The organism is Halomonas jincaotanensis, assembly GCF_018448785.1.
In the GTDB taxonomy this organism is placed as follows: Bacteria; Pseudomonadota; Gammaproteobacteria; order Pseudomonadales; family Halomonadaceae; genus Halomonas; species Halomonas jincaotanensis.
Genome location: NZ_JAHCLU010000006.1, coordinates 132,115 through 158,241 on the forward strand (window position 1 = coordinate 132,115; position 26,127 = coordinate 158,241).

Here is a 26,127-nt window from a genome sequence, read left to right on the forward strand (position 1 = left end):
ATGCGTCTAGTCAACGTCATCCTTTTTACAGGACAGCGCCCATTGGCGTCGGCAGCGTCCGTCGAATAGACGAGAGCGTCGGCGTTTCATCGTTCACCGGGGAAGCGAACCATGGTGACAGCCGAAGAGGCCTTTCGACAGCTGGCCGACGGTCTCGGGCGCAGCGGCGCTGACGATTTTTTCGAGACCCTGGTCCAGCGTCTGGCCACACTGCTGCGGGTCGGCCACGTGATGATCGCCGAAGTCATGCCGGGCGAGCATGCCCAGACGCTCGCGGTGTGGTCCGGCGATAAACTGCAGGCGAACTTTCGTTATGCGCTGGCCGGCAGCCCCTGCGAACGAGTGGTGGGCCACGAGGTCTGCTTCTTTCCCGCCAATGTCGGCAAGCTATTTCCCGGCGACAGCCTGCTTCAGACCATGGCGATCGAAAGCTATCTGGGCATGCCGTTGTATGCGAGTGATGGGTCTTCGCCGGGGTGGCTCGCGTTGCTCCACGACCACTCGATGCAGCTCGACCCCCTGGCCCACGAAGTGCTGCGTATCGCTGCCGCCCAAGCCGGGGCCGAGCTGGGGCGGCGCCATGCCGAACGCGCGCTGACGCTCAGCGAGGCCAGTGCCCGCGAGAGCGAGCGCTGGCTCGACGCTCTGATGCACCAGCTTCCCGGCATGGTCTACCGTTGTTGCAACGACCGTGACTGGACCATGCAGTTCGTCAGCCATGGCGCGCTCGCGCTGACCGGCTACCGCCCCGAGGCACTGCTTGGCAACCAGGCGACGAGTTTCGCCAGGCTGATTCATCCCGGCGACCGTGACCGCGTCTTCGACGAGGTGCAGGACGCCGTGGCGCGCCATGTGGCCTTTCGCGTGATCTATCGCCTCGCCTCGGCGGACGGCGCGATGCGCTGGGTATGGGAGCAGGGGCAGGCCGTCTATGGTGGGGAGGGCGAAGTGGAGTGGGTTGAGGGCTTCATCACCGACATCACCGAGCAGCACGCGTCGCAGCGTATCCAGCAGGCGGTGATGCAGGTTGCGACCACCGTCTCCACCCGGCTCGGCGACGACTATTTCCACCAGCTGGTGCGCAACCTGGTCGAGATCCTCGAGGCCGATGCCGGCTATGTGGCGACGCTAGACGCGATTGATGAATCCGAGACAACTTTGACCACTCAGAGCTTGGTGGTCGACGGTCAACGGCGCGATAACGTCACCTATCTGCGGGAGGGCTCGAAGTGTTCGCAGGTGCTCGCCGATCAGGAGTGCCTGGAGGCCGCCGGTGAGGCTGTTACGTTTTCCTGTGACGCGCCCGACCGGCTACCGGCCCAGGCCTGGATTGGCCGGCGGCTCGACAACGCCAAGGGTCTCCCCATCGGCGTGATGATGGTGCTGTATCGCCGCCCGCTGGAAGATGACAACTTTCCCCTTTCGGTGTTGCGCATTCTCGCCACCGGTGCCGCTGCCGAGCTGGAGCGCCGCCGCGATCATCAACGCATGCAGCAGCTCGCCTATCGCGATTTGACCACCGGCCTGCCCAACCGCGTCAGTTTCATGGAGGTGTTGGCCGAATGGCGGGCGCTTGCCGAGAGGCGCCAGCGCCCGCTGGCAATGCTATGTCTCGACGTGCGCCGTTTCAAAGAGATCAACGACACTCACGGCCACCAGGTCGGCGACCAGCTGTTGGCGATGGTAGGCCGGCGTTTTCAGGCAGTGCTCGCCACCGGCGAGTTTCTCGCCTGCCTGGCCGGCGATGAGTTCGCGCTGCTGCTTGCCGATGCCGACGAGGCGACAATAGAGGACACGCTCCGGCGCGTGCCGGCAGCCCTCGCCAGGCCCATTGCGCTGGGGCATCGCAGCTTCACGCTCGAGGTCAGTGTCGGCGTCGCCCAATATCCGCGGGATGCCCTGACGCCCGATGATCTCTTCACCGCCGCGAGCATTGCGCTCTTTCATGCCAAGCAGCACGCCAAGCAGAGCGGCAGCGGCAGCAGCCATTTCGATGATGCCATGGCGCGTGAGCTTCACCATCGTCAGCGGATGACCGAGCGCTTCCTGGCCGCACTGAATGGCGATGGCCTCGAGCTCAATTACCAGCCACAGTTCGATCTGGCTACCGGCGAGCTGATCGGCGCCGAGGCGCTGTGCCGCTGGTATGACCCCGAGTGGGGCTGGGTCAGCCCCGGCGAGTTCATTCCACTGGCCGAGGAGCGCGGGCTGATACGCCCGCTCGGCGACTGGGTGCTGCAAGAGGCTTGCCGCCAACGAGTAACCTGGCGTCGCGCCGGGCTGCGCCTGCCAGGTCGGTTGTCGGTCAATGTCTCGGCACAGCAGTTCGACGACCCAGAGCTCGCCGAGCACATCGTTACGCTGATAAAGGATACCGAGGCCGCCTCGATTGCCCTGGAGATCACCGAGAGCGACTTCATGCGCGACCCCGAGCAGGCCGTGGAGATCACCCGCGCCCTGCGCCAGGCCGGCTTTGCGTTGTCCATCGACGATTTCGGCACCGGCTATTCGTCGCTGGCCTACCTGCGCCGCTTCGCCGCCGATGCGCTGAAGATCGACATCTCCTTCGTGCGCGACATGCTCACTAGCCATCACGACCGCGCCATCGTCGACACCATTATCGCCATGGCCCGCGCTCTCGGGCTCAAGACCGTGGCCGAAGGCGTGGAAACCCGCGAGCAGGCCGAGGCGCTGGCCGAGATGGGCTGCGACCAGGCCCAGGGCTATTACTTCGGCCGGCCGGTCACGGGCGAGGCGTTTCTCGAGCAGTGGGGTAGCGCCATGCGGCAGGACTGACACCAGTGCGTCCGGCCGCCCGGCGAGATTCAACGCGGCCTTGATGCGGCCACTTGGTTGCGTCCGCCGTGCTTGGCGCGATACATCGCCTGATCGGCGCGTACGACCAATTGCTTGCGCGTGTCGCCGGGCTGCCAGCTGGCCACGCCGAGGCTGATGGTCACCTGGCCCAGCTCGTCGAACGCGAGGGCCTCAACGCACTGGCGCAAGCGCTCGGCCAGGCGGGTGCCACCTTCGAGGTCGGTGTGGCTCGCCAGTGCGATGAATTCCTCGCCGCCCCAGCGGCCCAGGGCGTCGCTGTCGCGCAGGCCGGCTTGCACGGCCCGGGTCAGTTCGACCAGCACGCGGTCGCCCGCCTCATGACCGTGGGTGTCGTTGAAGTGCTTGAAGTGGTCGATATCGAACAGCAACAGCGTGAAGGGCTGGGCATGGCGCTCGGCCGCATTCAAGGCGGCGTCGATGGCCTGTTCCATGCGGTAGCGGTTCCAGGCCCCGGTCAGGGCATCGCTGTAGGCCAGGGACTTAAGCTGGGCGTTGACTTGATTAAGGCGCCCATTGAGCTTGGCGATTTCGCGCCCGGAGACCAGCACGGCGAGATCCTCGGCGAGATCGCCGGCGGCGCGGCGTTCGATCTCGCTCCAGCCGTGGCTGCGGCCCTTTATCTCTTCCTGCCATTGGCCGAAGGAGCGGCGCGGGGTCATGATCAGCTGGCCGTGGCGTTCCATGGGAATATCCTCGGGATTACCGGCCCAGCGGCGTGTCTCGCGCTGTTCGGTACGAAACAGCATCAGCCAGTGGGATTGCCGGGTATCGCTGGGCAGCGGGGCGGCGAGCAGCCCGCAAAGATCTCCCTGCTGCCACTCGGCGAGCGGCGTGTCGACAAGCCGCTGGCTATACCAGGGTGCGTCGTGCTGTTGGTGGCGGTTGAGCCACTCGGCCATGCCCAGCAGGTGAGTGGCGTCTGGCAGTCGCCCTACGCCACTCACCCGGCCATGCAGCACCAAGGCCACGCCGCTGGCGCGCAGCAAGTCGAGCCACTGTTGGCCATGGCGCTGCAGCATGGCTTCGGGGTCTTCCAACTGGCCGCGCTCGCCGGCCAGCAGGTCACGGCTGTCATGGACGTCGTGCAGTAAGCGTGCCTCGGCCCTGGCACGCAGCAGCATCATTCGGGGCAGGGTGATCTGCACCAGGGCGCGTGCGGCATCGCGCACGGCGGGTGAGAGCTCGCGTGGGCCGAAGCCATGGCAAGCGAGCAATCCCCAGAGCCGCCCTTCATCGTGCATGGCGATGGACAGCGAGGCGCTCACGCCCATGTTGGCGAGGTATTCCCGGTGGATCGGTGATACGGCGCGCAGCGAGCCCCGGGAAAGATCAAGGGGCGTTGCGTCCTGGGGGTCGCGGGCTGGCATCAGCGCCACGGGCGCTGCGGCGGCATCGGGGATGCTACGCACGCGGTTGATGTCATAAAGCCTTCGCACCTGGACGGGGATGTCACTGGCCGGGAAGTGATGGCCGAGAAAGGCGCCGGCCTCGGCCACGCGGTGCTCCGCCACTACCTGGCCGTTCCACTGCTCATCGAAGCGATAGACCATCACACGCTCGTAGCGGGTCAGCTGCTGTACGCCGCGCGTCAGCGCTTGCAGCAGTGCATCAAGGTCGTCGAGTTGGCTGACCTGAACCAGCCATTCATTGACCGTGGCGAGCAGGCGTCGCTCGCCTGGCTGATTCAGCGGCTCGAGTTCCACCACGACCCTTGAGCCGCTGCGGTAGGCCACCACATGAAACCGCCGCATCCGCTCCTTGACCCGGCGCTGGGCCGTCAGGGCATTGGGCAGGCACTCCTGGTCGAGAAGAGCCTGGCGCAAGCGTGTCAGCAGCCGCTTGCCGATCAGGTCGCTGGGGTGTGCTTGCAGGGCCTCGGCCACGCTGACGCCGAGAAAAATTTCTATATTGGCGCTGACCTGGCGTACTTGACGCATTTCGCTGTCAAGGCTGATCAGGCAGCCCGCCGATTGAATGGCGCCGGGAATGTGTACCGGCTCGCGGGCGCAGGCGTCCAGGGCGGCGTCGATCTGCGCCCGAGAGTAGGGGATGGATTGGTTCACTTGGCGCCCTCGAGGCCGACAAGCGGTCGGCCGAGGTGGTCTTTGCGGCTCAGAATGGCCGGGCTGGTGTCCAGCGAGTGCTGAAACAGCGCGAAGGCTGCCCTGGCGCCGAGTGCCGCTTCATCAGCGCTTGCCACCGGGCCACGAGGCTCAGCAACGGCGCGTTCAGAAAAGAGACGCTCGGCAAAGGTAATGAAGCTCGGCCAGTGCGTGGCGCCGTGGGCCTCGGCGAAGAAGCGCAGCGGAACCGTCGGGCCTAACGAGGCGCGCACATGCTTGGCGATGACGCGGGCGCCCAGGCGCGAGCCTTCCAGCACATACAGCAGGCCAAGCAAGGTCTCGAGACGAGGAACTGCCAGGGGGGCAAACGCCCCATCGAACGGCTTGCCGCCCAGGCGTTCAAGATCGTCACGCAGCGCCGGGGCGCGTTCGTCGAGACGATAGCCCTCGCCTGCTGGCAGGACGACAACCCGCGATTCGAGGCCTCGGCGCACCGCATCTTCCAGGCTCGACTGGGCGCCATGCAGGCCCACCAGGGCGTCTACATAGCTTTCCGGGTCGAGGTCGCTCTTCAGCAAGCGACTCAGTCTGGGGTGACGGTCGAGGCGGTGGTGGTCATGGTGCGTGGCCTCGCGCAATCGTGCGAGCAGTGAACACAAGGTGTTGGCAACCCTCAGGTAAAGGTGAAAGGTAAGATGTCGCTTGTACCATGTGTTGTCATAGGCTGGAAGGTGAGGTCTCGGGTTACGGCATCATCAAGGTGGCCTGGCGGGGGATTGGCGCTGCCATTGCCATCTGCCATTGCTATCAGAGCGCCGAGAGAAAGTTCTTCAGGCTGTATTCATCGGAGAGGTCTCCATAGAGCACTCGGCGCTTTCCCGACGCATCGATGTGCATCAGGGCGGGTGTGGCGAAGATGCCGAAGCTGATGGCCTCTTGCGGTTCACGCAGGAGGTCGATCTCGCGGGTTGGGGCGTCGTCGATACTGTTGGCCTCGAGGGCGGCCGTCAGGTTGTGGTGGGCCCGCCGGGAGCGGGGCGCTTCACCGGTCACGAAGAGGATGAGAGTGGCATTGTGCTGGTGGTTGTCGTCGGCGAGTGCGCGGTTCACTGGTCCTGCCCTCCCTGGCTGGGATTCCGGCGTCTCAGGATGCTGTCCTGATGGCGGTCCGCCCCGCGATCGGTTTGTGTCTGGTCGCGATGCTCGGTCACCAGTTCCTCCTGCAGGCGCTCAAGCTCTGTCTGGCCCTGCTGGATCAGAGTGCGGGTCCTTTCTATCTCCACTTCCAGTCGTTGCTGCTGGCGAACGCGCTCCTTGACCTGTCGCTGTCGCATGGCGGCTTCCTCGCTCTCCTTCTGGACGCGCGCCGTGCCCATCAAGACCTCGCTGCCGAAGGGGTAGACATCGGCGAGATCGACGCCTCGAGGGGAGAGAATCATCTCGCGGACCTGATTGGAGTGGGCCGTGCCCCTCGACTTGACCACCGACAGCGAGCGATTGCGCTCGCCGCCGTTGATCTGGTAGCGCAGCACGATCCAGGTATCCGCAAGGGTCGAGGCATGGCTCAGGCTGGATTCACCGAAGGGGTCATCGGCCTCGGACAGCGAGGTGAGCATGGTGGTGATGCCCCGGGTGCGTGTGACGGCGAGGAGATGCTCCAGGGCGAGGAAGGCGCTTTCGGCACCGGACGACTTGAGCAGGGCCGAGGCCGGGTCGATGACCAGGCATTCCGGCTGGAAATCATCGAGCAGGGCAAGCACGGCCATGTAATGCTCCTCCACCAGGCCATCCCAGCTTGCCCGGGCGACGACGCTCAACTGGCCACTGTCGATGGGCGACTGCAAGTCGATGCCCAGGGTGGCGACATTGCGTACGATCTGGCGGGCGAACTCATCGAAGCTCAGCAGTAGTGCTCGCTCGCCTCGCTGGGCGGCGGCGGCAACAAAGGCCGCCCCCAGTGTCGTCTTGGACGTCCCGGGCTGGCCGGAGATCAGAGTGGTCGAGCCACGATAGACACCACCCTCGAGTATCTTGTCGAGGCGCTCGATGCCGGTGCTGATACGTTGACCGGCGGCCGGCACCGACGCGGCGACGAAGGGCTCGGCATAGGGAAGATGGATGCCGGCATCGTCGATCAGCATGGCAAGCTCATTGGGGTTGTGGCGAGTGCCCCGGTACTTGGCGATGCGAAAGCGTCGGTTGAGTCGCTTGTCCACCAGGGTGCTCGACAGCACCAGGATGGTGTTCAGCATGAACTCGATGCCGGTGAGGTGATCCGGGTGGGGACTGTCGTTGCCCGTGTGCTTGCCGGTCAGCAGCAGTGAATACCCCTTCTCGATGCTCCAGTCATTGAGCTGGGCGATCTGGTCGATGGCGCTCTGGCTGTCGGGTTGGCGACGCAGCAGCTGGTCGATCCCGTCGAGGATGATCCAGTTGCCTTCCACACGCCTGGCGCAGAGGTCCAGCACGGCGAGCAGTCCGTCGATGTCGAAGGTCCCCGAGAATTCGGCTCCCTTCATCGACTGGCCGTCGATGATCTCGCAGCGTGACTCGCGCAGTCGCGGCCCCCAGCGGAAGGAATCGGTATTGCGCAGGATCTGCTCGCGGGATTCCTCGAAGCTCATGAAGACCCCGCCCTCCCCCCGTGCCAGGACGCTGGCCAGTATCTGGAGGCCGATGATGGTCTTGCCGCACCCCGGCTCGCCGATCACCAGGGTCGCGCCCCCGGCCAGTAGCCCCCCGTGGGTGACCGTATCCAGGTGATGAATACCGGTGGCTCGCTTGACGAGTCCGTGCCCCGCTGTGGTGTCGTTCATCAGGTCTCCAAACTGCCAATCTTGAAACCGCAAGGGTCCTTGCTTCATCGTGCGTCGTCTTGTGTCATCCTCGCTGAGGGGAGTGGCACCAGGGGTAGACGGGAGTGTTTCGCCAGCAACCAGCGGAAGTCCTCTACTTCCAGCGGCATGCTGTAATAGTACCCTTGGCCGATACGGCATCCCAGTTCGAGCAGGACATCACGCACGGCGGTATTCTCTACCCCCTCCGCCACGGTGTCGGCCCCGAGCACTTGGCTGATGCCCAGGATCATCGACACGATATTGCGGTTGAAGGGCTTGTCGAGGATTCCCCGCACGAACCCCATGTCGATCTTGATCTCGTCGAAGGGATATTGCTGGAGGTAGAGCAGTGACGAATAGCCGGTGCCAAAATCGTCGAGGGACAGCCTGACGCCAAGCGCATGCAGGTCATTGATCTGTCGGCGCAGCAACTCGGACTCCTCGCTGAATACACTCTCGGTGATCTCCAGAGTGAGCGCGGCCGGGTCGATGGCATGGGTCTCGAGGGCTTCGCGCACCTTGTGGTTGAAGTCGCCTAGACGGAACTGGTCCACCGAGACGTTCACCGAGACCCGGACCAGGTCGAGGCCCGCATCCTGCCATTCGCGCAGATGGTGGCATGCCTGGAAGAGCACCCAGTCACCGATCGGGCCGATCAACTGGCTCTGCTCGGCGATGGGAATGAACTGGCCGGGCATCTGCATGCCGCGCTGCGGGTGCATCCAGCGGATCAACGCCTCGCAGCCGATTACCTCGCCGCTGGCCAGGTTCACCTTGGGCTGGTAATGTAACTCGAACTGATCTTCCTCCAGGGCCCGGCGAAGGTCACGGGTCAGATCGAGGCGGTGCTGGGCGATCCGATCCATTTCCCGGTTGTAGCGATAGAATTTGCTGTTGTCGCGCAGGCGGGTCTCGTGCAGGGCGATCTCCACTTCGTGCAGCAGAGTTTCGGCGCTGCGCTCGTCCTCGCCGAGCAGGGTATAGCCCCCCCAGACCGAGATCTCGATGAGGATCTCTCCGATGCGAAACGGCCGCTGAAACATCTTGGCCAGTGAATCGAGACGCTCGGGATGGTCTCTGGCGTGGTCATCGGGCAGGAAGAGGATGAACTGGTCACCGCTGATACGGCCGATGAGAGCGTGGTCGCAGAGGTGATTTTCCAGGCGGCGCGCCAGCTTGATCAGCAGGCGGTCTCCGATGTTATAGCCATGGGCATCATTGACGTTGCGCATTTCCCTGATGTCCAGCAGGGCGATGATATCCTGCGGATTCCATCCGTACCGGCCGATGTGGCTCGAAAATGCCGCGCTGAAGCCCGGTCGATTGGCGAGGCCAGTCAGGGAATCCTGATAGGCCTGTCGCTTCAGCTCCTCTTCGGCCAGCTTGCGTTCGGTGATATCCACATGCATCACCACGGCCCCCGGGAAGCCCTCGGTTTCATGGCCAGGTGCCAGCCGGGTGGCCATCATACGAAACCAGCGTGGCTGGTCCGGGGAATGGCAGGGATACTCCAGGGCGAAGGTTTCCTGGTCGCCAGCCAGCACGGCCTGCAGGCCCTCGGCGGTCTGGAGAGCCTCCTCGGCGCAATCGCCGGTAGCGGCACGGCAGATCTCGAGGTAGTTGCTGCCAACGCCGAAGTTGGCGTCCCGGAAGTCATTGTTGGTCGCGAAGTGTCGCCACTGGTCGTTGACGTCGAGGATCCTGCCGTCGCCATCCAGCAGGGCGATGTGGGCGGGAAGTGAATTGATCAGCGCCCGGCGGTCGGTCAGGGCGTCGGAGAGTGACTCGACCATGGCGGCCTGCTGGTCGAGCATCCGATTGAAGGTGCGCGCGAGGTCGGCGAACTCGTCCGACCCCGTGACCGGGACTCGAGTGTCTTGATCACCGGCTTCCACTCGCCGGGTGGCGTGGGAAAGCGCCCGCAGGGGACCGTTGATGCGTCGGAAGATCACGCCGAAGGCGAGGATACAGAGGGCGCCGAAAAGCGCCGCGGCCACCCCGAACCCCATGGCGAGCCATCGGGTATCTCGGGCGATTCTCGCCTGGTGTTGATGCACTACCTCCTGAAGGGCCGTATCCAGGGTGGTGCCCAGGTCGGCCACCCGGCTCACGACCTGGCTGTCGCTGACCAAGGAGGAAGTGTCGATGCGGCCCTGAAGTGCCATCAAGGAGGCGATCTCGTCTTGCCTGTCCTGCATCGATGACAGGCTGTGGACACCCATGAATACCAGCATGGCAAGTCCCAGCAAGCAGCCAACGATGCTGACGAGCGACAGGCGAAGCAGCTTCATGGCGAGGGTGCCTCGAGGGTTGGATTGTGCACGGGGATGCCCACGGCGCCCGGCAGCAAGGTTTGCAATGCCACCATAGCTGGTCATCTCATGCGTTAGGATGATACACAGGTATACGAGTTTTTTGGCGTTTCCCTAGGGCCATCATGGCATCATTAAAGCTTACTTTATTCTCATCGATTCACACGGGTAAGCGGCGCGGCGCCGGCGGACAACGGGGCGGCGTGCTTTTGAGCGCTAGATAACCGTGCAAGGTTCCAGGCACCTGGCATCCAGGGAACGAGGGGAGGGCGGCCATGTCGATTGGCGGGTGGCGGTGGAGTCTGGCCTTTCTGGTAGGGGTGAGTCTCGGTGGATGGGCGCAGGAAAGCCCTGAAGCGCAAGCGCGATCCTTGCACGGGGGCGACGAGATACGCCTGGTGATCCCCTTCGGCCGGGGTGGGGCAACTGACGTGCTGTTTCGTCAGATCGCCGGGCCCGTCAGCGAGCGACTGGGTCGGCGAATCGTGCTGGAGAACGTCTCCGGGGCGGCCGCGACGCGCGGCGCCCAGCGTGTGAGGGAGGCGGCCCCGGATGGTCGCACACTGCTGGGTAGCCATCAGACCTTGATCCTTTCGTTCCTGTCGGGCATCTCGGCGCATGAATTCCAGGACTTCGTCCCGGTGGCGCTGTTGATGCGCACGATCAATATTCCCACTACCCACTCGCAGCATCTGGTGCAGTCTGCCGCCGGGTTCGCCGAGCATGTCAAGTCGCAAGCGACGCAGAAGGGCGCGCGGTCGGTGCGTATCGGCATGATCAAGGGATCGACCGATCACTTCTTCTGGTTGCAATTCCTGAAGGCAGTGGGGGTCGAGCCCGCGGCGGTACAGATGGTGGGCTATCCCGACACTGTCTCCCAGGTAGCGGCATTGCTCGGTCACGAGATCGACTTCTCAATGCTCAATCTGCCCTCGGCGGGCGAGATGTACGAGAAGGGCATGCTCCGCCCGCTGGGAGTGGCGGCTGATCAACGCCTTGTGGGCCTACCCGAGGTGCCGACCCTTGAGGAGCAAGGCATCGCGGTAATCAATACCACCAACCGAGGGTTATTCGCTCCGCTGGGCACGCCTCGTGAACAACTGGAGCCGGTGGTCTCGGCCCTTGCCGTCACCCTGGGTGACGACGCGCTGGCCGAACGGCTCGAGCACGAGTTCGGTACCCGAGTGGATATGCGCCTGTTCGAGGATTACGCCGCCTATCTTTCGAACCGCACCCAGGCGCTCAAGTCGCTTGCCGATGAGTTGGGGTTTTCCAGATGACCGGCCGCCACCCAACCAAAGGACGCGCGGGCTCAGCGATGCCTTACAGGGCGCGCGACATCGCGTTGGAAACGGCACTGGCGATGACGGCGGCCACCTTCATGGTGCTGGGCATGCTGGGTCTGCTGGCGTTCGCGGTGGGCCTGTCCTATCCCCTGCGCAGTGTACTGGTACCCGATGCGGCGCTGGCGGCCCTGCTGGGCGGGACCGGCCTTCTAGCCTGCACGTTTGCCTGGCATCGTACCCGGCGCCTCGCCGGCGCCGTGCTGATGGTGCTGGTCCTGTACTCGCTATTCCAGGAGCTCATCGTCCCTGAGAGCGGCTCCTGGCTGACCGGTCGTGAGCGTATTGTGCCCGCAGCGTCCAGCGTGCTGCTCGGCGTGGCATTGTGTCTGATGCTGGGCATTCGAGGCCGCGTTCTTCGCAGGCTATGGGCGGGGGTGGGGCTGACGCTGACCGGGCTCGGCGTGATATCGCTAGGCGTACTTTTGCTGGGCGGTGACAACCTCTGGACCGAGGTCTACGTTTCATCGCCCATGGCGGCCACCTTGTGTCTGTTGATCTGCGGCCTGGCCATGGGATTGATGGCACAGCGTGGCGAGCGACAGGCGCTGCAGGTGGGCAGGATGGCCATTCTGGCGGGGCTGCTGGGTATCGTGCTGAGCGGATCGGCCTGGTACTTGCTCAGTTGGCAGTATCAGGACAGCAAGCGCCAGCAGGCGAGCTACGTCCTCGACAATATCCAGTTGAACACCGAACAGATGATGGCTTCGCAGCTATTGCTGGTGCAGCGCATGGCCGAACGGCTGGAGGCGGCGCAAGGCCGCTTCGAACAGACGGTATTGGAGCGGGATATCCGCAACTACCTTCGGGATGCCCCGGGGCTCCAGGCTATCGGACTTTTGAATGCTCAAGGCGCCAGGGTCTGGGGACAGGGTCGCGATGATCCGGCGTGGGACTGGTTAGGCCGGACACTCATCGACAGCCGGGTGGAAGCCTGGCTTGATCTCGACTTTCCGCAGCCGCGCTTGCTACTTCCTGACGACGAGGCCGCTCAGATGGCGCTGATGGCGATGCCGGTCATGACATCGGGCCATCGGCTGGTGGCCAGTCTGGATATGGCCATCCTGCTCGATGAGCAGCTGCGGGTGCAGTTGGGCACGCATCTCGTGCGCATTCACCGGGATGACCAGACGCTGCTCGAGATCCGAGCGCCGGGTCGTACGGCAGCGCCGAGCGAGAGTCTGTTTCCGCGCCTGGAACAACGCCATGTCGGATTGCCGGGCGGTATCATGCTCACGCTTGAAGTGTTCCCCGATTCGGCGCGGGACATGCTCGAGGCCGACCTGGTACCTGGTGGCGTGGGGATTGCCGGGCTGATGCTGAGTTACCTGCTGGCCTACAGCCTGGGGCTGGCGCAGCTGGTGCTTGGCCGCTCACGTGAGCTCGCCGCGGCACACCGTTATCTGGAGGCACAGCAAGGCATTCAGGCGTCGATCGCCCGCGATGCACCGTTGGAGGAGACACTGCGTCGGGTCTGTCGGATGCTTGAGCAGCAGATACCGGGGGCGCTGTGTTCGGTCATGCAGCGCCGTGGTGAGAAGCACCTGGTGCTGATGTCGGGCGACAGTCTGCCGCCGGCGTTTCGCGAGGCATTGGGTGAGATCGAGATCGGTGCCGATGTGGGTGCCTGTGGCAGTTCGGCCTTCCGACGCGAAACGGTGATCTGCGAGGATATCCTCTCGGATACTCGCTGGCAGGGGTTTCACGCCATTGCCGCCGCCGCCGAGTTGCGCGCCTGCTGGTCCTGCCCGGTAATCGCCTCGGACGGTCGGGTGCTGGGCACCTTCGCCACCTATTATCGCGTCATCGGGAGTCCGGATGAGCACGAACTCGAGCAAATCCACAAGGCGGCGGAGTTGGTAGCCTTGGCCATCGAGCGCCAGCAGGATCGCCATTCGTTGTGGCAGAGCGAGCAGCGCTACCGCTCGCTGTTCGCCTACAACCCCGATGCCGTGTTCTCGCTGGACCCCATGGGTCACGTCGACACTGCCAACGCTACCTGTGGCGAGATCACCGGGCTCGACAACGAGGCGATCATCGGGACGCACTTTTCCCAGCTCATTCAGCCCGAAGACGTTGCTCGCAGCCAATGGCAATTCGAGACAGCGTGCGCGGGGAAGACGGCGCGTTTCGAGTTGAGTCTGATCAATCGAGACGGCGAGGAGCGGATGCTCGACCTTACTATTCTGCCGATTATGGTGGAGGGACGCATCCAAGGCGTCTACGGCATCGCCAAGGATATTTCCGATCGCAAGGTATATGAAGCGCAGCTAGCCCACCACGCCAGCCACGATGCACTCACTGGGCTGGCCAATCGCTCCCTGTTCGAGGATCGACTCGCCCACGACTTCGCTCTTGCCTGTCGCCATGGTTATTGTCTTGCGGTGCTATTCGTCGATCTCGACGACTTCAAACCGATCAACGACAGTTTGGGGCATGCCCTGGGCGACAAGGTGCTGATCGAGGTAGCGAACCGGCTCACCACAGGCATACGCACCGGCGATACGCTGGCGCGCCTGGGGGGCGACGAGTTCGTGGTGCTGCTCCCCGACCTGACCGACGAGCAGCAGGCACTGCAGATGGCGGAGCGCTTGTTGTCCCTGATCGCGCAACCCTACTGCATCAATGATCTGGAATTACACCTCACCTGCAGCATCGGTATCGCTGTGAGCGATGGGGATACTGAACATTCCATGATGCTGATCCAGCAGGCCGACATGGCGATGTACAGGGCCAAGCGGCAGGGGCGTAATGCGTATCAATGGTTCACCCGCGAGATTACCGCCAAGGTCAACGAGCGGGTCGCATTGCGCAACGAGCTACAGGAGGCGATCGACAAGCAACAACTGGAACTGCATTACCAGCCGCTGCTGGATCGTGAGGGCGAGGTGGTGAGCGTCGAGGCGCTTCTGCGCTGGAAGCATCCTGCCAAGGGTTATATCCCGCCGGACGTGTTCATTCCGCTGGCCGAGGAAACCGGCCAGATCATGCCGATAAGTCAATGGGTACTGGAGCGCGCGTGTCTGGATATGGGCCATCTGGAGGCGAGTGGCTACGGTGCTCTACGTGTGGCAGTGAACCTCTCTCCGCTGCAGTTCCATCGCTCAGGTTTCCTGACGACGCTGAGTGAGACGCTCACGACCACTGGACTGCCGGCCGGGCGTCTCGAGCTCGAGCTCACCGAGGGCATCCTCATGAACGATACCGAGGCCGCCATCGAGATCCTGCATGCCCTTCGCGGCATGGGCATCGAGGTCTCCATCGATGATTTCGGCACCGGCTTTTCCAGTCTCAGCTATCTCAAGCACCTGCCCATCGGCAAGGTCAAGATCGATCGCAGTTTCGTCAAGGAGCTGGCGCGGCGCGCCGACGATGCTGCGATCGCCCAGGGCATCATCTCCATGGCGCATCACCTGGGACTCGACGTGGTTGCCGAGGGCATCGAAACCAGCGAGCAGCATGGCCTGTTGCTGCGCTATGGTTGTGATGTCTTCCAGGGCTTTCTGCTCGCCCGCCCGATGCCGCTCGCCCGGTTGGAGGAATTCCTTGCGCAGCGGGTCGTGGTGTGAGTGCCGCCTTAGGGAATCAAGAACAGGACAACGAACGATGGATTATTGTGCAAGGGTCGTGGGCCACTGCGGCCGCTGTGAGGGCGATCTGCCCTTCGACTTCACCATGGCCTTTCAACCGATCGTGGATCTGGCCGAGGCCAGGGTAGTGAGCTATGAAGCGTTAGTGCGTGGAAGGCAGGGCGAATCGGCCTGGAGCATCATTTCCCAGGTGACCGACGAGATGCTCTACCGCTTCGATCAGGCCTGCCGGGTGAAAGCCATCGAGCTTGCCAGCGAACTGGGCATGCGCGAGACATTGTCGATCAATTTTCTGCCCAATGCGGTCTATGAGCCCCAGGCGTGTATCCAGGCTACACTCGAAGTGTCTGAGCGCGTGGGTTGGCCCACCGACCGTATCGTGTTTGAAATCACCGAGACGGAAAAGGTCAGGGACCGTCGGCATCTGCGCAATATCATCAATGCCTACCATGCCATGGGATTCACCACGGCATTGGATGACTTCGGCAACGGCTATGCCAATCTGGATCTGCTGACCGACTTGATGCCGGATCGGCTCAAGATCGATCGCGAGCTGGTCATGGGCTGCGATACCGACTTTCGCCGGCAGGCGCTGGTGCGCGCTGTTAAAGGCCTCGCCGACGAGTTGAACATTGGGTTGATCGCTGAAGGGGTAGAAACCCACGAGGAAGCCATGTGGCTGGGTCGCTTGGGAATCAATCGTCAACAAGGTTTCTACTTTGCGCGGCCGGTTGTCGAGTCGCTGGGCGAGGATCTTCGTCCCCGATTGAAGGCATTACGCGAGGAGATGCGCTTCAGTATGGAGGCCGGCCTGCCATGATCACCGGGACGTCGTGATACGCCTCCAGGGAGAGCCACCATCGATGGCAGCAAGACCACCAGACGGGGAAGATCAGGAAAAGGGTGACGGCGACGTTCGATCCGCTGTCGTGCGTTTCCTGAGTTGCCCGGAAAGCTACCCCGAGCCGACCTCGGAGGTGGAGCTTCGCGAGACGCACCTTTCCTGCGTATTCCTGACGGATGAGTCCGTCTACAAGTTAAAAAAGCCCCTACGCTATGACTTCCTGGATTTCAGCACCCTCGAGGCACGGCGGCGCAACTGCGAAACCGAGGTCAGGCTCAATGCCGAGCTGGCGCCATCCATCTACGAGGGTGTGGTGACCCTGGCCGAGGATCCTCATGACGGCCTCAACCTTGAGGGGCGAGGTGAGCCGATCGAGACCCTGGTGAAGATGCGGCGTTTGCCGGATGAGTGGAATCTTGAGAACCGCCTGGGCGAGGATCGGGTCAGGGCCCGGGATGTCAAGAAGGCGGCCAGGCAGCTGGCGCGATTCTATGCCGGCCAGGACGCCAAAAGACGGGTCAAGGCCGACGACATCGAGGATAAGGTCGGCGAATGTCTGGAGGAGCTGGCGGATCTGCCGGTCGATGTCGATGAGGAGATGACGGCCCTGGGGGTTGCCCTGCGGGAAGCGCTCCGCTCCCAGCGCCAGCCGCTCGAGCAGCGACACCAGCTGGACGTTCATGGTGATCTGCGCCCCGAGCATGTCTATCTCGGCGAGGAGCCGGTGTTCATCGACCGGCTGGAATTCGATCCCGAGCTGCGCCTCATGGATCCGCTGGAGGAGCTGAGCTTCTTCGCCATGGAGTGCGAGAGGCGGGACGGCGGCTGGATTGGCAGTCAGTTTCTCGACGTTTACCGGGAGGAGACCGGGGACCCTGCCCCTGAGGCCCTGGTAGCGCTCTATACGGCGTATCGTGCCCTTCTCTGGGCCGTTCTCGCCGCCCGCCACCTGGAGCGAGAGGACCACCGCAAGCCTTGGGGCCGCATCACCCGCGACTATCTGCGACGGGGACTAAGGGCCCTGGGCTCGTGAGACGCCCCCTGTCCCTGGGAGTGCCTACTTCCCGTGAAGCGTCTCGACCGCCCGGGCGAAAAGGTCGGCCACCGGGATGACCGTCACCCTGCCCTTGCCCTCCGTGGGCATCTCCAGCCGGGGCTTGACGCTGTCGGTGATCAGTAACTGGTCGAGTTCCTCGGCATCGAAGAGCTTTTCCGAGCCCGGCCCGAACAGGGCATGGGTGATCACCCCGTAGACCTGGGTAGCGCCCTTGTCCCGGCATGCCTGGGCGGCGCGCAACAGGGTGGTACCGCCGGCGACCAGATCGTCGACGATGATCGCCACCCTGCCCGACATGTCCCCGACCACGGCCTCGCCCGATACCACCCCTTCGCTTCGCTGCTTTTCCATGAAGGCGCTGGGCGGTTGGCTGCCGGTGCGTGCGTCCCAGACGTCACGGAATCGGTCCACGCGCTTGGCGCCGCCGGCATCGGGGGAAACGATGACCACGTCACTATCATGGTGGTCGTGCAGAGCGTCCACGAAGAGCTCATGGGCCTCGAGGTGCTCCGTCCGGCAGCGAAAGGCGTTGTCGAAGGCGGCCCGGTTGTGGACTTCCAGCGCCACCATGCAGTCCGTGCCCAGCGCCTCGAAGAGCTGGCCAACATAGCGGGTGGTTACCGGGTCGTGTTCCTTGGTGCGACGATCCTTGCGGGCATAGGCGAGATAGGGAACCAAGGCGATGACGCGGCGGGCCCCGGCATCCTTCGCCGCGCCGATGAAGAACAGCAGACGCACCAGCTTGTCGTTGGCGCTGGATGTTGCGTCCCCGAAGAGGGTGTGAAGAACATAGACATCCTGCCCGTGGAGATCGACCAGGGAGCGTGCCTTGTGCTCGCCATCCTCGAAGTGGCGTTCCTCGTGAGAGGCGAGCTTGATGCCCAGTCGTGAAGCCACCGACTCACCGAGTGTTTGGCTGCCCTCCAGGGCAAACAAAACCGGTTCGCTCTGCATAGTGCCTCCTCATGAAATGACAGCGTCTCTTCAGTGAAACTCGCTCGGTGGATTCTTGCCAGTTCCGGCTGAGAAAATCGGTCATCGAGACGAATTCACCGGTCTCCCTGGGTCGGGAGAAATGTCAATCGATCAGCCACACGAAGGGCAGCAGCGAGAGGGCGAGGACGACAGCGGCGACTGTGGTGAAGAAGAGAACTCGAAGAGGATGGTGCCGAAGGCGTCTCCAGAGGCTGGGCGCCTGGCCCTTGGCGGCGAGATCGTCGTGTTCGCGGCGGACGCGTTCGCCGAGCGCCTGCTGGTACTGGTCGATCACCTGACGGGCGCTTGCCAACTGTTTATCGTCCTGCAGCCAGATCGCTGCCACGCCCAGCCCCCAGAAGCCGGCCCGGGTCTCGTAGGTGTCGAAGCCATGGTCGTCAAGCAGGGCGCGAACCTCGTCGGCTTCTTCGTCGGGCACATTGTTCAAGCGAAACAGTAGGGTTGCCACCAGAATCTCCCGCGTGTCTGAAGAGTCAGTATGCCATGCAGGCTCACGCCAGCAGGGTGACGCTGGCCGGTGCCAGAGCAGGGCGGTCGCGGTGTTGGCTCAAGGGGCGGCCTTCCAGGGCGGTCAGCAGGATCTGCAACGGATCGCCGTGGCTGACCAGCAGGATGGTCTCCCCGCTGAACGATGCCTCGAGCGATTCGATCACCGCACGCATTCGCTCGGCCACGGCCGCTACGGGCTCGACCCCATGCTGGCCGTGACTCGGATCACGGGCATCCAATGCCCATACCTCCTCATAGCGGCTGGCCTGACCGGCCTCGAGGTCACCGAAGAGGCGCTCGCGCAAACGTGCCTCGGGCTCGGGGACGATACCGAAGCGCTCGCCTACGCGAGCAGCCGTCTGGGCAGTGCGCAGAAAATCCGAGTGAACGATGCGGCTCGGACGGGGCCATTGCCAGCCTTCGACGAGCCGCGACAACTGATCTTCGCCGACGCGCGAGAGCCCGTAGTCGCTCAGGCCGTGGCGCGGGTCGCTGATGATCAGGCCGCGTTCGTTCGCCTGGCTGTGGCCGTGGCGCATCAGCAGGTAGCGGTTGGCCCTGGGCGAGAGGGCGTTTAAAGCGTCGTATGTCATTTGCTTGTCATAAAGCCTGAATTGGTCGACAGTTTCGCTATGCGGAGAGTTTACGCGGAGATACGTTCGGTTTCGCTCATCCGCCTGGCCTTTTCCTTTCAAGGTCAACAATAACCATAAATCGAGGCACGCCATGACAATCTCACTACCGGCTGGAAAGTTTCCCCTGGCGGCGCTGACCGCTGCCACCCTGTTGCCGCTTTCGATGCTGATCACCGCACCGGCGCAGGCGCAAGAGGACTGTGAACGAGGCGCTCTGGCTGATATCTACTGCGACGAGGATGGCGATATGGTCGCCGACCGTCCCGACGATGAGTCGGAGTGGGCCAATCCCGACACGCTGATCTTCGCCTACACCCCGGTCGAGGATCCTGCGATCTACTCGGATATCTGGCAGCCGTTCATCGATCATCTCGAGGAGGTGACGGAGCGTGACGTGCGCTTCTTCGCCGTACAGTCCAACTCGGCCCAGGTCGAGGCCATGCGCAGCGGTCGCCTGCACATCGCCGGTTTCTCCACCGGCCCGACGCCTTTCGCGGTCAACCTGGCCGGTGCGGTGCCCTTCGCGCTGATGGGCTCCGACGATGGCCGCTTCGGCTATACTCTGCAGCTCTATACCCACGTCGATTCCGGCATCGACGAAATGGCGGACCTAAAGGGCAAGCGGGTGGCCCACACCTCGCCGACCTCCAACTCGGGCAACCAGGCGCCGCGCGCGCTCTTCCCGGAGGAGGGTATCGTGCCCGACGAGGACTACGAGGTGGTCTACTCCGGCAGCCACGACCAGTCGATGCTCGGCGTAGTTGCCCAGGACTACGACGCCGCGCCGGTGGCTTCCGAGGTGGTCGAGCGCATGGCGGCACGCGGCCTCTACGATGAGGAAGACGTAAAGATCATCTACGAATCGGACCGCTTCCCGACGACCTCCTATAACTACGCGCACAATCTGCATCCCGATCTGGTCGAGAAAATTGAAGAGGCCTTCTTCAGCTTCGACTTCGCGGGCACCGAGCTGGGCGCGGAATTCGAGGGCGTCGAGAAATTCATTCCGATCAACTACGCGGAAGACTGGAAGGTCATCCGCACGATCCAGGAGGCCAACGGGGTCGAGTACACCCCCGACAACCTCGAGGAGTAGATGCCGAACCAAGCACTCGGTTCAGCTCTCTCGGCCTGACCTCGCCGGCGGCCCTCCTCGCAGGGCCGGCGGCGGGGTTGTCATGACCCCTTTCCCAGCCTGGATCCGCGATGCTAGAAATTTCCCATCTGATCAAGCGCTACGGACACGACGAGCCGGTTCTCAAGGGGCTCGACCTGCGCGTGGAAGACAACAGCGTGGTGGCGATCGTGGGCGCCTCGGGTGCCGGCAAGAGCACCATGCTGCGCTGTATCAACCGCCTGGTGGAACCCACCTCGGGCTCGATCAACCTCAACGGCATGGAGCTGGTCGCGCTGCGCGGTGGCGCCCTGCGACGGGCGCGGCGCAAGATCGGCATGGTCTTCCAGGGCTTCAACCTGATCGACCGCCTGACCGTGATGGAGAATGTGCTGGCCGGCCGGCTCGGCTATGTCAGCCTCTATCAGGCGATCTCGCGACGCTTCCCGCAGGCCGACATCGAACGCGCCTTCACGCTGATGGAGCGCGTCGGTATCGCCCAGTACGGCAACAAGCGGGCCGACGAGCTGTCCGGCGGCGAGCGCCAACGGGTCGGCGTAGTGCGGGCGTTGATGCAGGAGCCGGAGCTGCTGCTCGCCGACGAGCCGACGGCCTCGCTGGACCCGCGGACCTCCGAGCAGATCATGATGCTGCTGCAGAGCCTGGCCAGTGAATTGTCGCTGCCGGTCTTGATCAATATCCACAATGTCGCCCAGGCCAAGACCTACACCGAGCGTATCGTCGGTCTTCGGCATGGCAAGATGATCTTCGATGGCGCCCCCGACGACTTCAACAAGGACGCGCTGGACGCCATCTACGGGGGAATCGAGGCCCCCGATGACGCGATCGCCGAGTCGCCGGCGGCGGCTCAGGGGGTGGGTCATGACGCGACCTGAGGCAGGCGCCAAGGCAGCGCCACGTACCTGGCGCAAGCCGCCATTCATCGCCAACCCGCTGCTACGTTACGGCCTGCTGGCGGTGCTGGTGGTTTATCTGGTCTGGGCCTTTGGCAGCCTGCCGTTCAACTGGGCGCGCATCGCTGAGGGCCTGCCGCGGGCCGGGCGTATCTTCGGGGGCGGTTTTCCCCCGAGCTTCGAGCGTTTCGACCTGCTGCTCACCGGCTTCAAGGAGAGCCTGCAAATCGCCGTGCTGGCCACGCTACTCGGCGTGCTGCTGTCGATCCCCTTTGCGGTGATGGCGGCGCGCAACGTCGCGCCGCTGCCGGTGTACTTCCTGGGACGCGCGGTGATCATCCTCTCGCGCAGCTTTCATCCGGTGATCGTCGCCATCCTCTTCGTGGCCGCGGTGGGCTTCGGTCCGCTGGCGGGCATCCTCACGCTGACACTCTATTCGATCGGCTTCGTCGGCAAACTGCTCGCCGAGGAGATCGAGGAGATCGACTGGGGGCAGGTGGAGGCGATGAAGGCGACCGGCGCGGGCTATTTCGCGATTCTCGTCTACGCCGTCTTTCCCCAGATCCTGCCGCGCCAGGTGGGGCTCTCGATGTATCAGCTCGACAGCAACCTGCGCGCCTCGGCGGTGGTCGGCATCGTCGGCGCCGGCGGCATCGGCGGCACCCTGATGAACGCCTTCGGGCGCTACGACTACGCGTTCGCCTTCGCGATCCTGCTGGTGATCATCGCGGTGATCCTGGTCAGTGAGGGTGTCAGCGGCTGGGTAAGGAAGAAGATATGGTAGATCAAGCCGGTGCCCTGGCGGATCGCGTCTGGAAACGCTACGACCGCCGCGAACGCCTCATCCGCTACGCCGTGATGCTGGTAACGCTGATGGTGGTGGTCTGGGCGGTACGCGACATCGATATCTTCTGGCCCTGGGTGTGGGACGCGCCGAACCAGATCTCGTCGCTGGGCGCGCGCATGTGGCCGCCCGACCCGAGCCGCCTGGAAGAGATCGTCAATGCGATGATCGAGACGGTGCATATCGCCACGCTGTCGACGATGCTGACCATCTTCATCGCGCTGCCGGTCGCTTATATCGCCGCCCAGAACACCACCCCCAACCGTGCCTGCCTGTGGCTGGGACGCTTCATCCTGGTCTCCAGCCGTTCGGTGAATACCATCATCTGGGCGCTGCTGTTCGTGGCGATCTTCGGCCCCGGCGTGCTGGCGGGGATACTCGCCATCATGTGCCGCTCGGTGGGCTTTATCGGCAAGCTGATGGGCGAGGCCATCGAAGAGATCGACCGTCGGCCGGTCGAGGCCATGCAGGCCACCGGCGCCTCCAAGCTCCAGGTGATCGCCTATGCCGTGGTGCCTCAGGTGATGCCGGCGTTCTTCGCCATCGTCATCCTGCGCTGGGACATCAATATCCGCGAGTCCACGGTGCTGGGGCTGGTCGGCGCCGGGGGCATCGGGGTCATCCTGCAGGGGTCCATCGATACCTTCGCCTGGACCACGGTGGCGACCATCCTGATCGCCATCGTGGTACTGGTGCTGATCGGCGAGGCGATCACCAGCCTGCTGCGACGCAAGGTGATCTGACGGCGGGGCTCATGGCGCCTGGAGGGAAGCCGCGGCGCAGCGCTGGCTCATGCGGGCGATAGCGGCGTCGGCGCCGTCGAGGCTGAAGGTCATGAACCAAGGATCGTCCTCGCCGCGCATCAGGCGCAGGCGCAGCGACTCGCCGGCGCGCATCTCCTTGAGTAATTGCGCCTGCTGCTCGAGATAGAAATGCACGTAGAAGCCCCGGTCGCCGCGCTCGGTGACGAACTCGGCACGTCCGCTGTGGATGGTGGCCTCATCGACCCGCAGGTCGGCGGGAACGACATTCACCGCGCGACTCTCGTCCTGATACGCCTCGAGTTCGACGCGCAGCTCCAGCCAGGGCAGCTCGCAGACGCCCGGGGTGGCGTTAACGCTGAGGATCGAGTCGCTGTAGCTCTGCGCCTCCATGGCTCGCCAGTGGCGCTCGTCGCCCAGGGTCAGGGCCAGCGAATGCCAGGCGCCATGCGGCTGGACTTCGCTGGTGTTGAAGTTGGTAGCCGATGCCGCTCCGGCCAGGGCCAGGCAGAGCGGCAATAACAGGTAAGAGACGAGACGGGAGATGCAGGGCATGGCGAGAGGCTTCTTCGGGCCGACGATCAGCCCGAGGCTAGCATGCTGGAGGAAGCCGGCCTATCCCCGGCACTCCGCGCCCTCGCTATTCATGGCCGTGCGTGTCCTCCATGCCCTCGTCGATACGGCTACCCCGCTCGCTTCAGCTCAGGCGGCAGGCTCAAAGACATCCCTCAGGATACTGAAGGCAGGCCGGAGATCAGGGCTCCAAGCTGGCGTAGTAGGCGGCGATGTCGGCGATGTCCTCGTCGCTTAGCCCCTTGGCCTGTGGAGTCATCATGGCGGCCATGGCGCCGCCGCGCTGGTCATCACGGTACGCCTTCATGGAATTCTCCAGATACGTGGCTTTTTGGCCGGCAAGGTTGGGGTAGATCGGCGCGGTGCCAATGCCATCAGTGCCATGGCAGGCGGCGCAGGTAGAAATCTTGCCTTCCCCGGCTTCTGGATCACCGGCAGCCTGCGTCTCCAAGGCGAGGAAAGCGCCACTCAAGAGAGTGGCAACGAGGAGTGACTTCATAACATACCTCCAAGATGCATCTTTAAGTACCTGAAAAGACTCGGATCGAGCAGCAGCCTCGCAAGTCAGTTAAAACCATGATGCCAGTCGACGTCCGCGTAAGGCTTGACGTGCGTCATGTTCAGCCTAGAACGAGAGGCACAAAAGGCAAATGAACGGCTAATGCAGAGCGTATGGGGGTGGGACAGGGCTCGACGGAGGCATCATGGTGGTTCCAAGTGCAGCAATTTGATCAGCTCCGGTCTATGCGGATCCAGCATATCGGCCAGCGTGTAGCGATCCAGCACGCCGAGGAAGGCCTCCAGGGCCTCTCTGAGGATCGGTCGCAGCCGACAGGCCGGAGTGATCGCACAGGCAGCGGGGTCAGCGAAGCATTCGACCAGCGCCATGTCGCGCTCGGTATCGCGGACCAGTTCGCCGAGGATAATATCCTCAGGGGGGCGCTTGAGTATCAGGCCACCATGTTTGCCGCGTACAGCGGTGATGTAGCCCTTGTGGTTGAGCTCCTGGACCACCTTCATGAGGTGGTTGCGCGAAATTTTGAAGCGCTCGGCAATCTCGCCGATCGTCGAGCGCTGCTCGCCCTTGGTCGCCAGGAAGATCAATACGCGCAGCGAATAGTCGGTGTAGCGGGTCAAGCGCATTAAAAAAATTCCGCGCGGTTAGCGTCTGTTGGTTGTTGGATCGGCCGATTAATCCTTCATTCTACCATTTTACTTATGATGCCATCACGCTCGGGTGCGCTCGGCAATCAGCCGGCCTTCGACGGTGAAGGCCCGCTCGCTTGATCTGGGTCAGCTATCCCTTGAAGGGTACCGACGCGCCCGATCTTGGCTGGCATAATTCGCCCATGCGGTGGCGGCCCCGGCCGCCGCCTTACGGTTCCAGAGGCTCGATTCGATCATGCAAGACACCCTGCCGTTCATCCGCCCCCTGGTCGAGAAATACGACCGCCCGGGGCCACGCTATACCTCCTATCCCACGGCGCCGCAGTTCCAGGCAGCTTTCGCCGAGGACGACTATCGCGCCGCCGCCCAGCGCAGCAACCGGGCCGCGGCGCCCAAGCCGCTGTCGGCTTACGTGCACATCCCGTTCTGCGAAAGCCTCTGCTACTACTGCGCCTGCAACAAGATCATTACCCACAACCGCGAGCGGGCGGCGGAGTACCTCGCCTGGCTCAAGCGGGAGATCGCGCTCCAGGGGGCGCTGTTCGACGACGCCCGGCGCATGACCCAGCTGCACCTGGGGGGTGGCACCCCCACCTACCTGAGCAACGACCAGCTCGGCGAGCTGATGGCCGCGCTGGATGCCGCCTTCCACTTCGCCGAGCCCGAGGCACGGGAGTTCTCCCTGGAGGTGGACCCTCGCACCGTCACCCCCGAGCAGATCCACGAGCTCCAAGCCCTGGGATTCAACCGCCTGAGCTTCGGCGTGCAGGACTTCGACGCCAGGGTCCAGGAGGCGGTCAACCGCATCCAGAGCGAGGCGCAGGTGGTGGAGCTGGTGACCGCGGCCCGCGAGGCCGGCTTCCAGTCGGTGAGCGTCGATCTGATCTACGGCCTGCCGCTGCAGACCGTGGCGAGTTTCGACGCCACCCTGGACAAGATCATCAGACTGCACCCGGACCGCATCGCCGCCTACAGCTACGCTCACCTGCCGGCGCTGTTCAAGGCCCAGCGGCTGATCCGTCCCGAGGACATGCCGCCGCCGGAGCGCAAGATCGAGCTGCTTGAGCTGACCATTCGCCGCCTCACCGAGGCAGGCTATGTCTACATCGGCATGGACCATTTCGCCCTGCCCGAGGACGAGCTCTCGCTAGCGAAGGTGAACGGCACCCTGCAGCGCAACTTCCAGGGCTACTCGACCCATGCCGACTGCGACCTTATAGGCCTGGGCAATACCGCCATTGGCAAGGTGGGCGACAGCTACAGCCAGAACGTCAAGGAGACCGCCCAGTACCAGACGCGCCTCGAGGCGGGACGGCTGCCGGTGATGCGCGGTTACCGCCTCAACGCCGACGACCGGCTGCGTCGCGACGTGATCAACGCCCTGATGTGTCATGGCCGCATCGATATTGCCGCCATCGAGGCGGCCCACGGCATCGATTTCCAGGACACCTTCTCCGGCGCCCTCGACGAACTCGCCGAGATGGAAGCCGATGGACTCCTGGCGATCCGCGAGAACGAGATCGAGATGCGGCCGGCCGGGCGGCTGATGATGCGCAATGCCGCCATGGCCTTCGACGCCTATCTGGCACGCAGCGAGGGTCGCTATTCGCGGACCGTCTAGCGACGCCCCTCGGCCGTACTCAACCCTTTCTCGCCAGCAGGCCCGCCACTAGCGGGCCTGTCTCGTTGAACGATTTTTTTCGCGCATCTTGTGCTTGAAGCGGGTGAGTGGACTATATATGGTATGCTG

General features: G+C 63.7%; 21 protein-coding genes. 10 read left to right on the plus strand and 11 right to left on the minus strand.

Annotated features, from left to right (window positions below; genetic code table 11):
- Positions 1–111: 111 nt before the first annotated feature.
- The gene (locus KG088_RS07225; protein ID WP_213824825.1) at positions 112–2,796 is read left to right on the plus strand and encodes a GGDEF domain-containing phosphodiesterase; all 2,685 of its coding nucleotides are present in this window, start codon (positions 112–114) and stop codon (positions 2,794–2,796) included.
- A gap of 29 nt (positions 2,797–2,825) precedes the next feature.
- Here the strand turns inward: KG088_RS07225 and KG088_RS07230 are convergent, their stop codons facing one another.
- From KG088_RS07230 to KG088_RS07250, 5 genes are all read right to left on the minus strand, one after another.
- The gene (locus KG088_RS07230) at positions 2,826–4,901 is read right to left on the minus strand and encodes a diguanylate cyclase (RefSeq protein ID WP_213824826.1); all 2,076 of its coding nucleotides are present in this window, start codon (positions 4,899–4,901) and stop codon (positions 2,826–2,828) included.
- Entirely contained in the window at positions 4,898–5,560 is a 663-nt protein-coding gene (locus KG088_RS07235; RefSeq protein ID WP_213824827.1) for a biliverdin-producing heme oxygenase, read from the minus strand. Before KG088_RS07235 ends, KG088_RS07230 begins: the two co-directional genes overlap by 4 nt.
- A gap of 148 nt (positions 5,561–5,708) precedes the next feature.
- Positions 5,709–6,011, minus strand: a complete 303-nt coding sequence (locus KG088_RS07240) for a circadian clock KaiB family protein (protein WP_213824828.1) — start codon at positions 6,009–6,011, stop codon at positions 5,709–5,711.
- Positions 6,008–7,717 carry an ATPase domain-containing protein gene (locus KG088_RS07245; protein ID WP_213824829.1) on the minus strand — a complete coding sequence of 570 codons (1,710 nt, stop codon included), beginning with the start codon at positions 7,715–7,717 and terminating at the stop codon, positions 6,008–6,010. The genes KG088_RS07240 and KG088_RS07245 overlap by 4 nt, the downstream gene beginning before the upstream one ends.
- A 44-nt stretch (positions 7,718–7,761) precedes the next feature.
- Positions 7,762–10,029 (minus strand): putative bifunctional diguanylate cyclase/phosphodiesterase, encoded by a 2,268-nt coding sequence (locus KG088_RS07250; RefSeq protein ID WP_213824830.1) that lies wholly within the window; start codon positions 10,027–10,029, stop codon positions 7,762–7,764.
- 296 nt (positions 10,030–10,325) lie between these two features.
- Here KG088_RS07250 and KG088_RS07255 point away from each other — a divergent pair, with 296 nt between their 5' ends.
- The 4 genes from KG088_RS07255 to KG088_RS07270 are packed head-to-tail and all read left to right on the plus strand — an operon-like array spanning position 10,326 to position 16,860.
- Entirely contained in the window at positions 10,326–11,330 is a 1,005-nt protein-coding gene (locus KG088_RS07255; protein ID WP_213824831.1) for a Bug family tripartite tricarboxylate transporter substrate binding protein, read from the plus strand.
- Positions 11,331–11,368: 38 nt separating this feature from the next.
- Positions 11,369–14,962, plus strand: coding sequence for an EAL domain-containing protein (locus KG088_RS07260; protein WP_250148118.1), 3,594 nt, complete (start codon positions 11,369–11,371; stop codon positions 14,960–14,962).
- A gap of 37 nt (positions 14,963–14,999) precedes the next feature.
- Entirely contained in the window at positions 15,000–15,803 is an 804-nt protein-coding gene (locus tag KG088_RS07265) for an EAL domain-containing protein (RefSeq protein ID WP_213824832.1), read from the plus strand.
- A 43-nt stretch (positions 15,804–15,846) separates the two neighbouring features.
- Positions 15,847–16,860, plus strand: a complete 1,014-nt coding sequence (locus KG088_RS07270) for a hypothetical protein (RefSeq protein ID WP_213824833.1) — start codon at positions 15,847–15,849, stop codon at positions 16,858–16,860.
- Between the two features lie 24 nt (positions 16,861–16,884).
- On the opposite strand, the gene KG088_RS07275 is transcribed toward KG088_RS07270, so the two are convergent.
- The 3 genes from KG088_RS07275 to KG088_RS07285 form a co-directional block, all read right to left on the minus strand.
- Positions 16,885–17,838 carry a ribose-phosphate diphosphokinase gene (locus KG088_RS07275; RefSeq protein WP_213824834.1) on the minus strand — a complete coding sequence of 318 codons (954 nt, stop codon included), beginning with the start codon at positions 17,836–17,838 and terminating at the stop codon, positions 16,885–16,887.
- 124 nt (positions 17,839–17,962) lie between these two features.
- Complete coding sequence (locus KG088_RS07280) at positions 17,963–18,328, minus strand: DUF6164 family protein (RefSeq protein WP_213824835.1); 366 nt, start codon at positions 18,326–18,328, stop codon at positions 17,963–17,965.
- Positions 18,329–18,371: 43 nt separating this feature from the next.
- Positions 18,372–18,962 (minus strand): histidine phosphatase family protein, encoded by a 591-nt coding sequence (locus KG088_RS07285; protein ID WP_250148119.1) that lies wholly within the window; start codon positions 18,960–18,962, stop codon positions 18,372–18,374.
- A gap of 133 nt (positions 18,963–19,095) precedes the next feature.
- On the opposite strand from KG088_RS07285, the gene phnD reads away from it, so the two are divergent.
- The 4 genes from phnD to phnE (KG088_RS07305) all read left to right on the plus strand — a co-directional run bounded on the left by phnD (position 19,096) and on the right by phnE (KG088_RS07305) (position 22,619).
- The gene (gene phnD / locus KG088_RS07290) at positions 19,096–20,100 is read left to right on the plus strand and encodes a phosphate/phosphite/phosphonate ABC transporter substrate-binding protein (RefSeq protein ID WP_213824836.1); all 1,005 of its coding nucleotides are present in this window, start codon (positions 19,096–19,098) and stop codon (positions 20,098–20,100) included.
- Positions 20,101–20,210: 110 nt separating this feature from the next.
- Entirely contained in the window at positions 20,211–21,014 is an 804-nt protein-coding gene (phnC, locus tag KG088_RS07295; RefSeq protein ID WP_213824837.1) for a phosphonate ABC transporter ATP-binding protein, read from the plus strand.
- On the plus strand, positions 21,001–21,816 hold the full coding sequence (phnE, locus tag KG088_RS07300) for a phosphonate ABC transporter, permease protein PhnE (RefSeq protein ID WP_213824838.1): 816 nt from the start codon (positions 21,001–21,003) through the stop codon (positions 21,814–21,816). Before phnC ends, phnE (KG088_RS07300) begins: the two co-directional genes overlap by 14 nt.
- Positions 21,810–22,619: a phosphonate ABC transporter, permease protein PhnE gene (phnE, locus tag KG088_RS07305; RefSeq protein ID WP_089793863.1), complete on the plus strand. Its 810-nt coding sequence runs from the start codon at positions 21,810–21,812 to the stop codon at positions 22,617–22,619. The genes phnE (KG088_RS07300) and phnE (KG088_RS07305) overlap by 7 nt, the downstream gene beginning before the upstream one ends.
- A 9-nt stretch (positions 22,620–22,628) precedes the next feature.
- Here the strand turns inward: phnE (KG088_RS07305) and KG088_RS07310 are convergent, their stop codons facing one another.
- The 3 genes from KG088_RS07310 to KG088_RS07320 form a co-directional block, all read right to left on the minus strand.
- Positions 22,629–23,192 carry a hypothetical protein gene (locus KG088_RS07310; protein ID WP_213824839.1) on the minus strand — a complete coding sequence of 188 codons (564 nt, stop codon included), beginning with the start codon at positions 23,190–23,192 and terminating at the stop codon, positions 22,629–22,631.
- Positions 23,193–23,391: 199 nt separating this feature from the next.
- Positions 23,392–23,709, minus strand: coding sequence for a c-type cytochrome (locus KG088_RS07315; protein WP_213824840.1), 318 nt, complete (start codon positions 23,707–23,709; stop codon positions 23,392–23,394).
- Between the two features lie 203 nt (positions 23,710–23,912).
- A complete protein-coding gene (locus KG088_RS07320) occupies positions 23,913–24,353 on the minus strand; it encodes an Rrf2 family transcriptional regulator (protein WP_213824841.1) in 441 nt (146 codons plus the stop codon).
- A 259-nt stretch (positions 24,354–24,612) separates the two neighbouring features.
- Here KG088_RS07320 and hemN point away from each other — a divergent pair, with 259 nt between their 5' ends.
- Complete coding sequence (gene hemN / locus KG088_RS07325; protein ID WP_213824842.1) at positions 24,613–25,998, plus strand: oxygen-independent coproporphyrinogen III oxidase; 1,386 nt, start codon at positions 24,613–24,615, stop codon at positions 25,996–25,998.
- Positions 25,999–26,127 lie beyond the last annotated feature (129 nt).

Coding starts and splice junctions, on each gene's coding strand:
- hemN (WP_213824842.1), top strand. CDS start 24,613: ATGCAAGACACCCTGCCGTTCATCCGCCCCCTGGTCGAGAAATACGAC.
- KG088_RS07245 (WP_213824829.1), bottom strand. CDS start 7,717: ATGAACGACACCACAGCGGGGCACGGACTCGTCAAGCGAGCCACCGGT.
- KG088_RS07285 (WP_250148119.1), bottom strand. CDS start 18,962: ATGACATACGACGCTTTAAACGCCCTCTCGCCCAGGGCCAACCGCTAC.
- KG088_RS07310 (WP_213824839.1), bottom strand. CDS start 23,192: ATGCCCTGCATCTCCCGTCTCGTCTCTTACCTGTTATTGCCGCTCTGC.
- KG088_RS07270 (WP_213824833.1), top strand. CDS start 15,847: ATGGCAGCAAGACCACCAGACGGGGAAGATCAGGAAAAGGGTGACGGC.
- phnC (WP_213824837.1), top strand. CDS start 20,211: ATGCTAGAAATTTCCCATCTGATCAAGCGCTACGGACACGACGAGCCG.
- phnE (WP_089793863.1), top strand. CDS start 21,810: ATGGTAGATCAAGCCGGTGCCCTGGCGGATCGCGTCTGGAAACGCTAC.
- KG088_RS07260 (WP_250148118.1), top strand. CDS start 11,369: ATGCCTTACAGGGCGCGCGACATCGCGTTGGAAACGGCACTGGCGATG.
- KG088_RS07275 (WP_213824834.1), bottom strand. CDS start 17,838: ATGCAGAGCGAACCGGTTTTGTTTGCCCTGGAGGGCAGCCAAACACTC.
- KG088_RS07320 (WP_213824841.1), bottom strand. CDS start 24,353: ATGCGCTTGACCCGCTACACCGACTATTCGCTGCGCGTATTGATCTTC.
- KG088_RS07225 (WP_213824825.1), top strand. CDS start 112: ATGGTGACAGCCGAAGAGGCCTTTCGACAGCTGGCCGACGGTCTCGGG.
- KG088_RS07255 (WP_213824831.1), top strand. CDS start 10,326: ATGTCGATTGGCGGGTGGCGGTGGAGTCTGGCCTTTCTGGTAGGGGTG.
- phnE (WP_213824838.1), top strand. CDS start 21,001: ATGACGCGACCTGAGGCAGGCGCCAAGGCAGCGCCACGTACCTGGCGC.
- KG088_RS07265 (WP_213824832.1), top strand. CDS start 15,000: ATGGATTATTGTGCAAGGGTCGTGGGCCACTGCGGCCGCTGTGAGGGC.
- KG088_RS07250 (WP_213824830.1), bottom strand. CDS start 10,029: ATGAAGCTGCTTCGCCTGTCGCTCGTCAGCATCGTTGGCTGCTTGCTG.
- phnD (WP_213824836.1), top strand. CDS start 19,096: ATGACAATCTCACTACCGGCTGGAAAGTTTCCCCTGGCGGCGCTGACC.
- KG088_RS07315 (WP_213824840.1), bottom strand. CDS start 23,709: ATGAAGTCACTCCTCGTTGCCACTCTCTTGAGTGGCGCTTTCCTCGCC.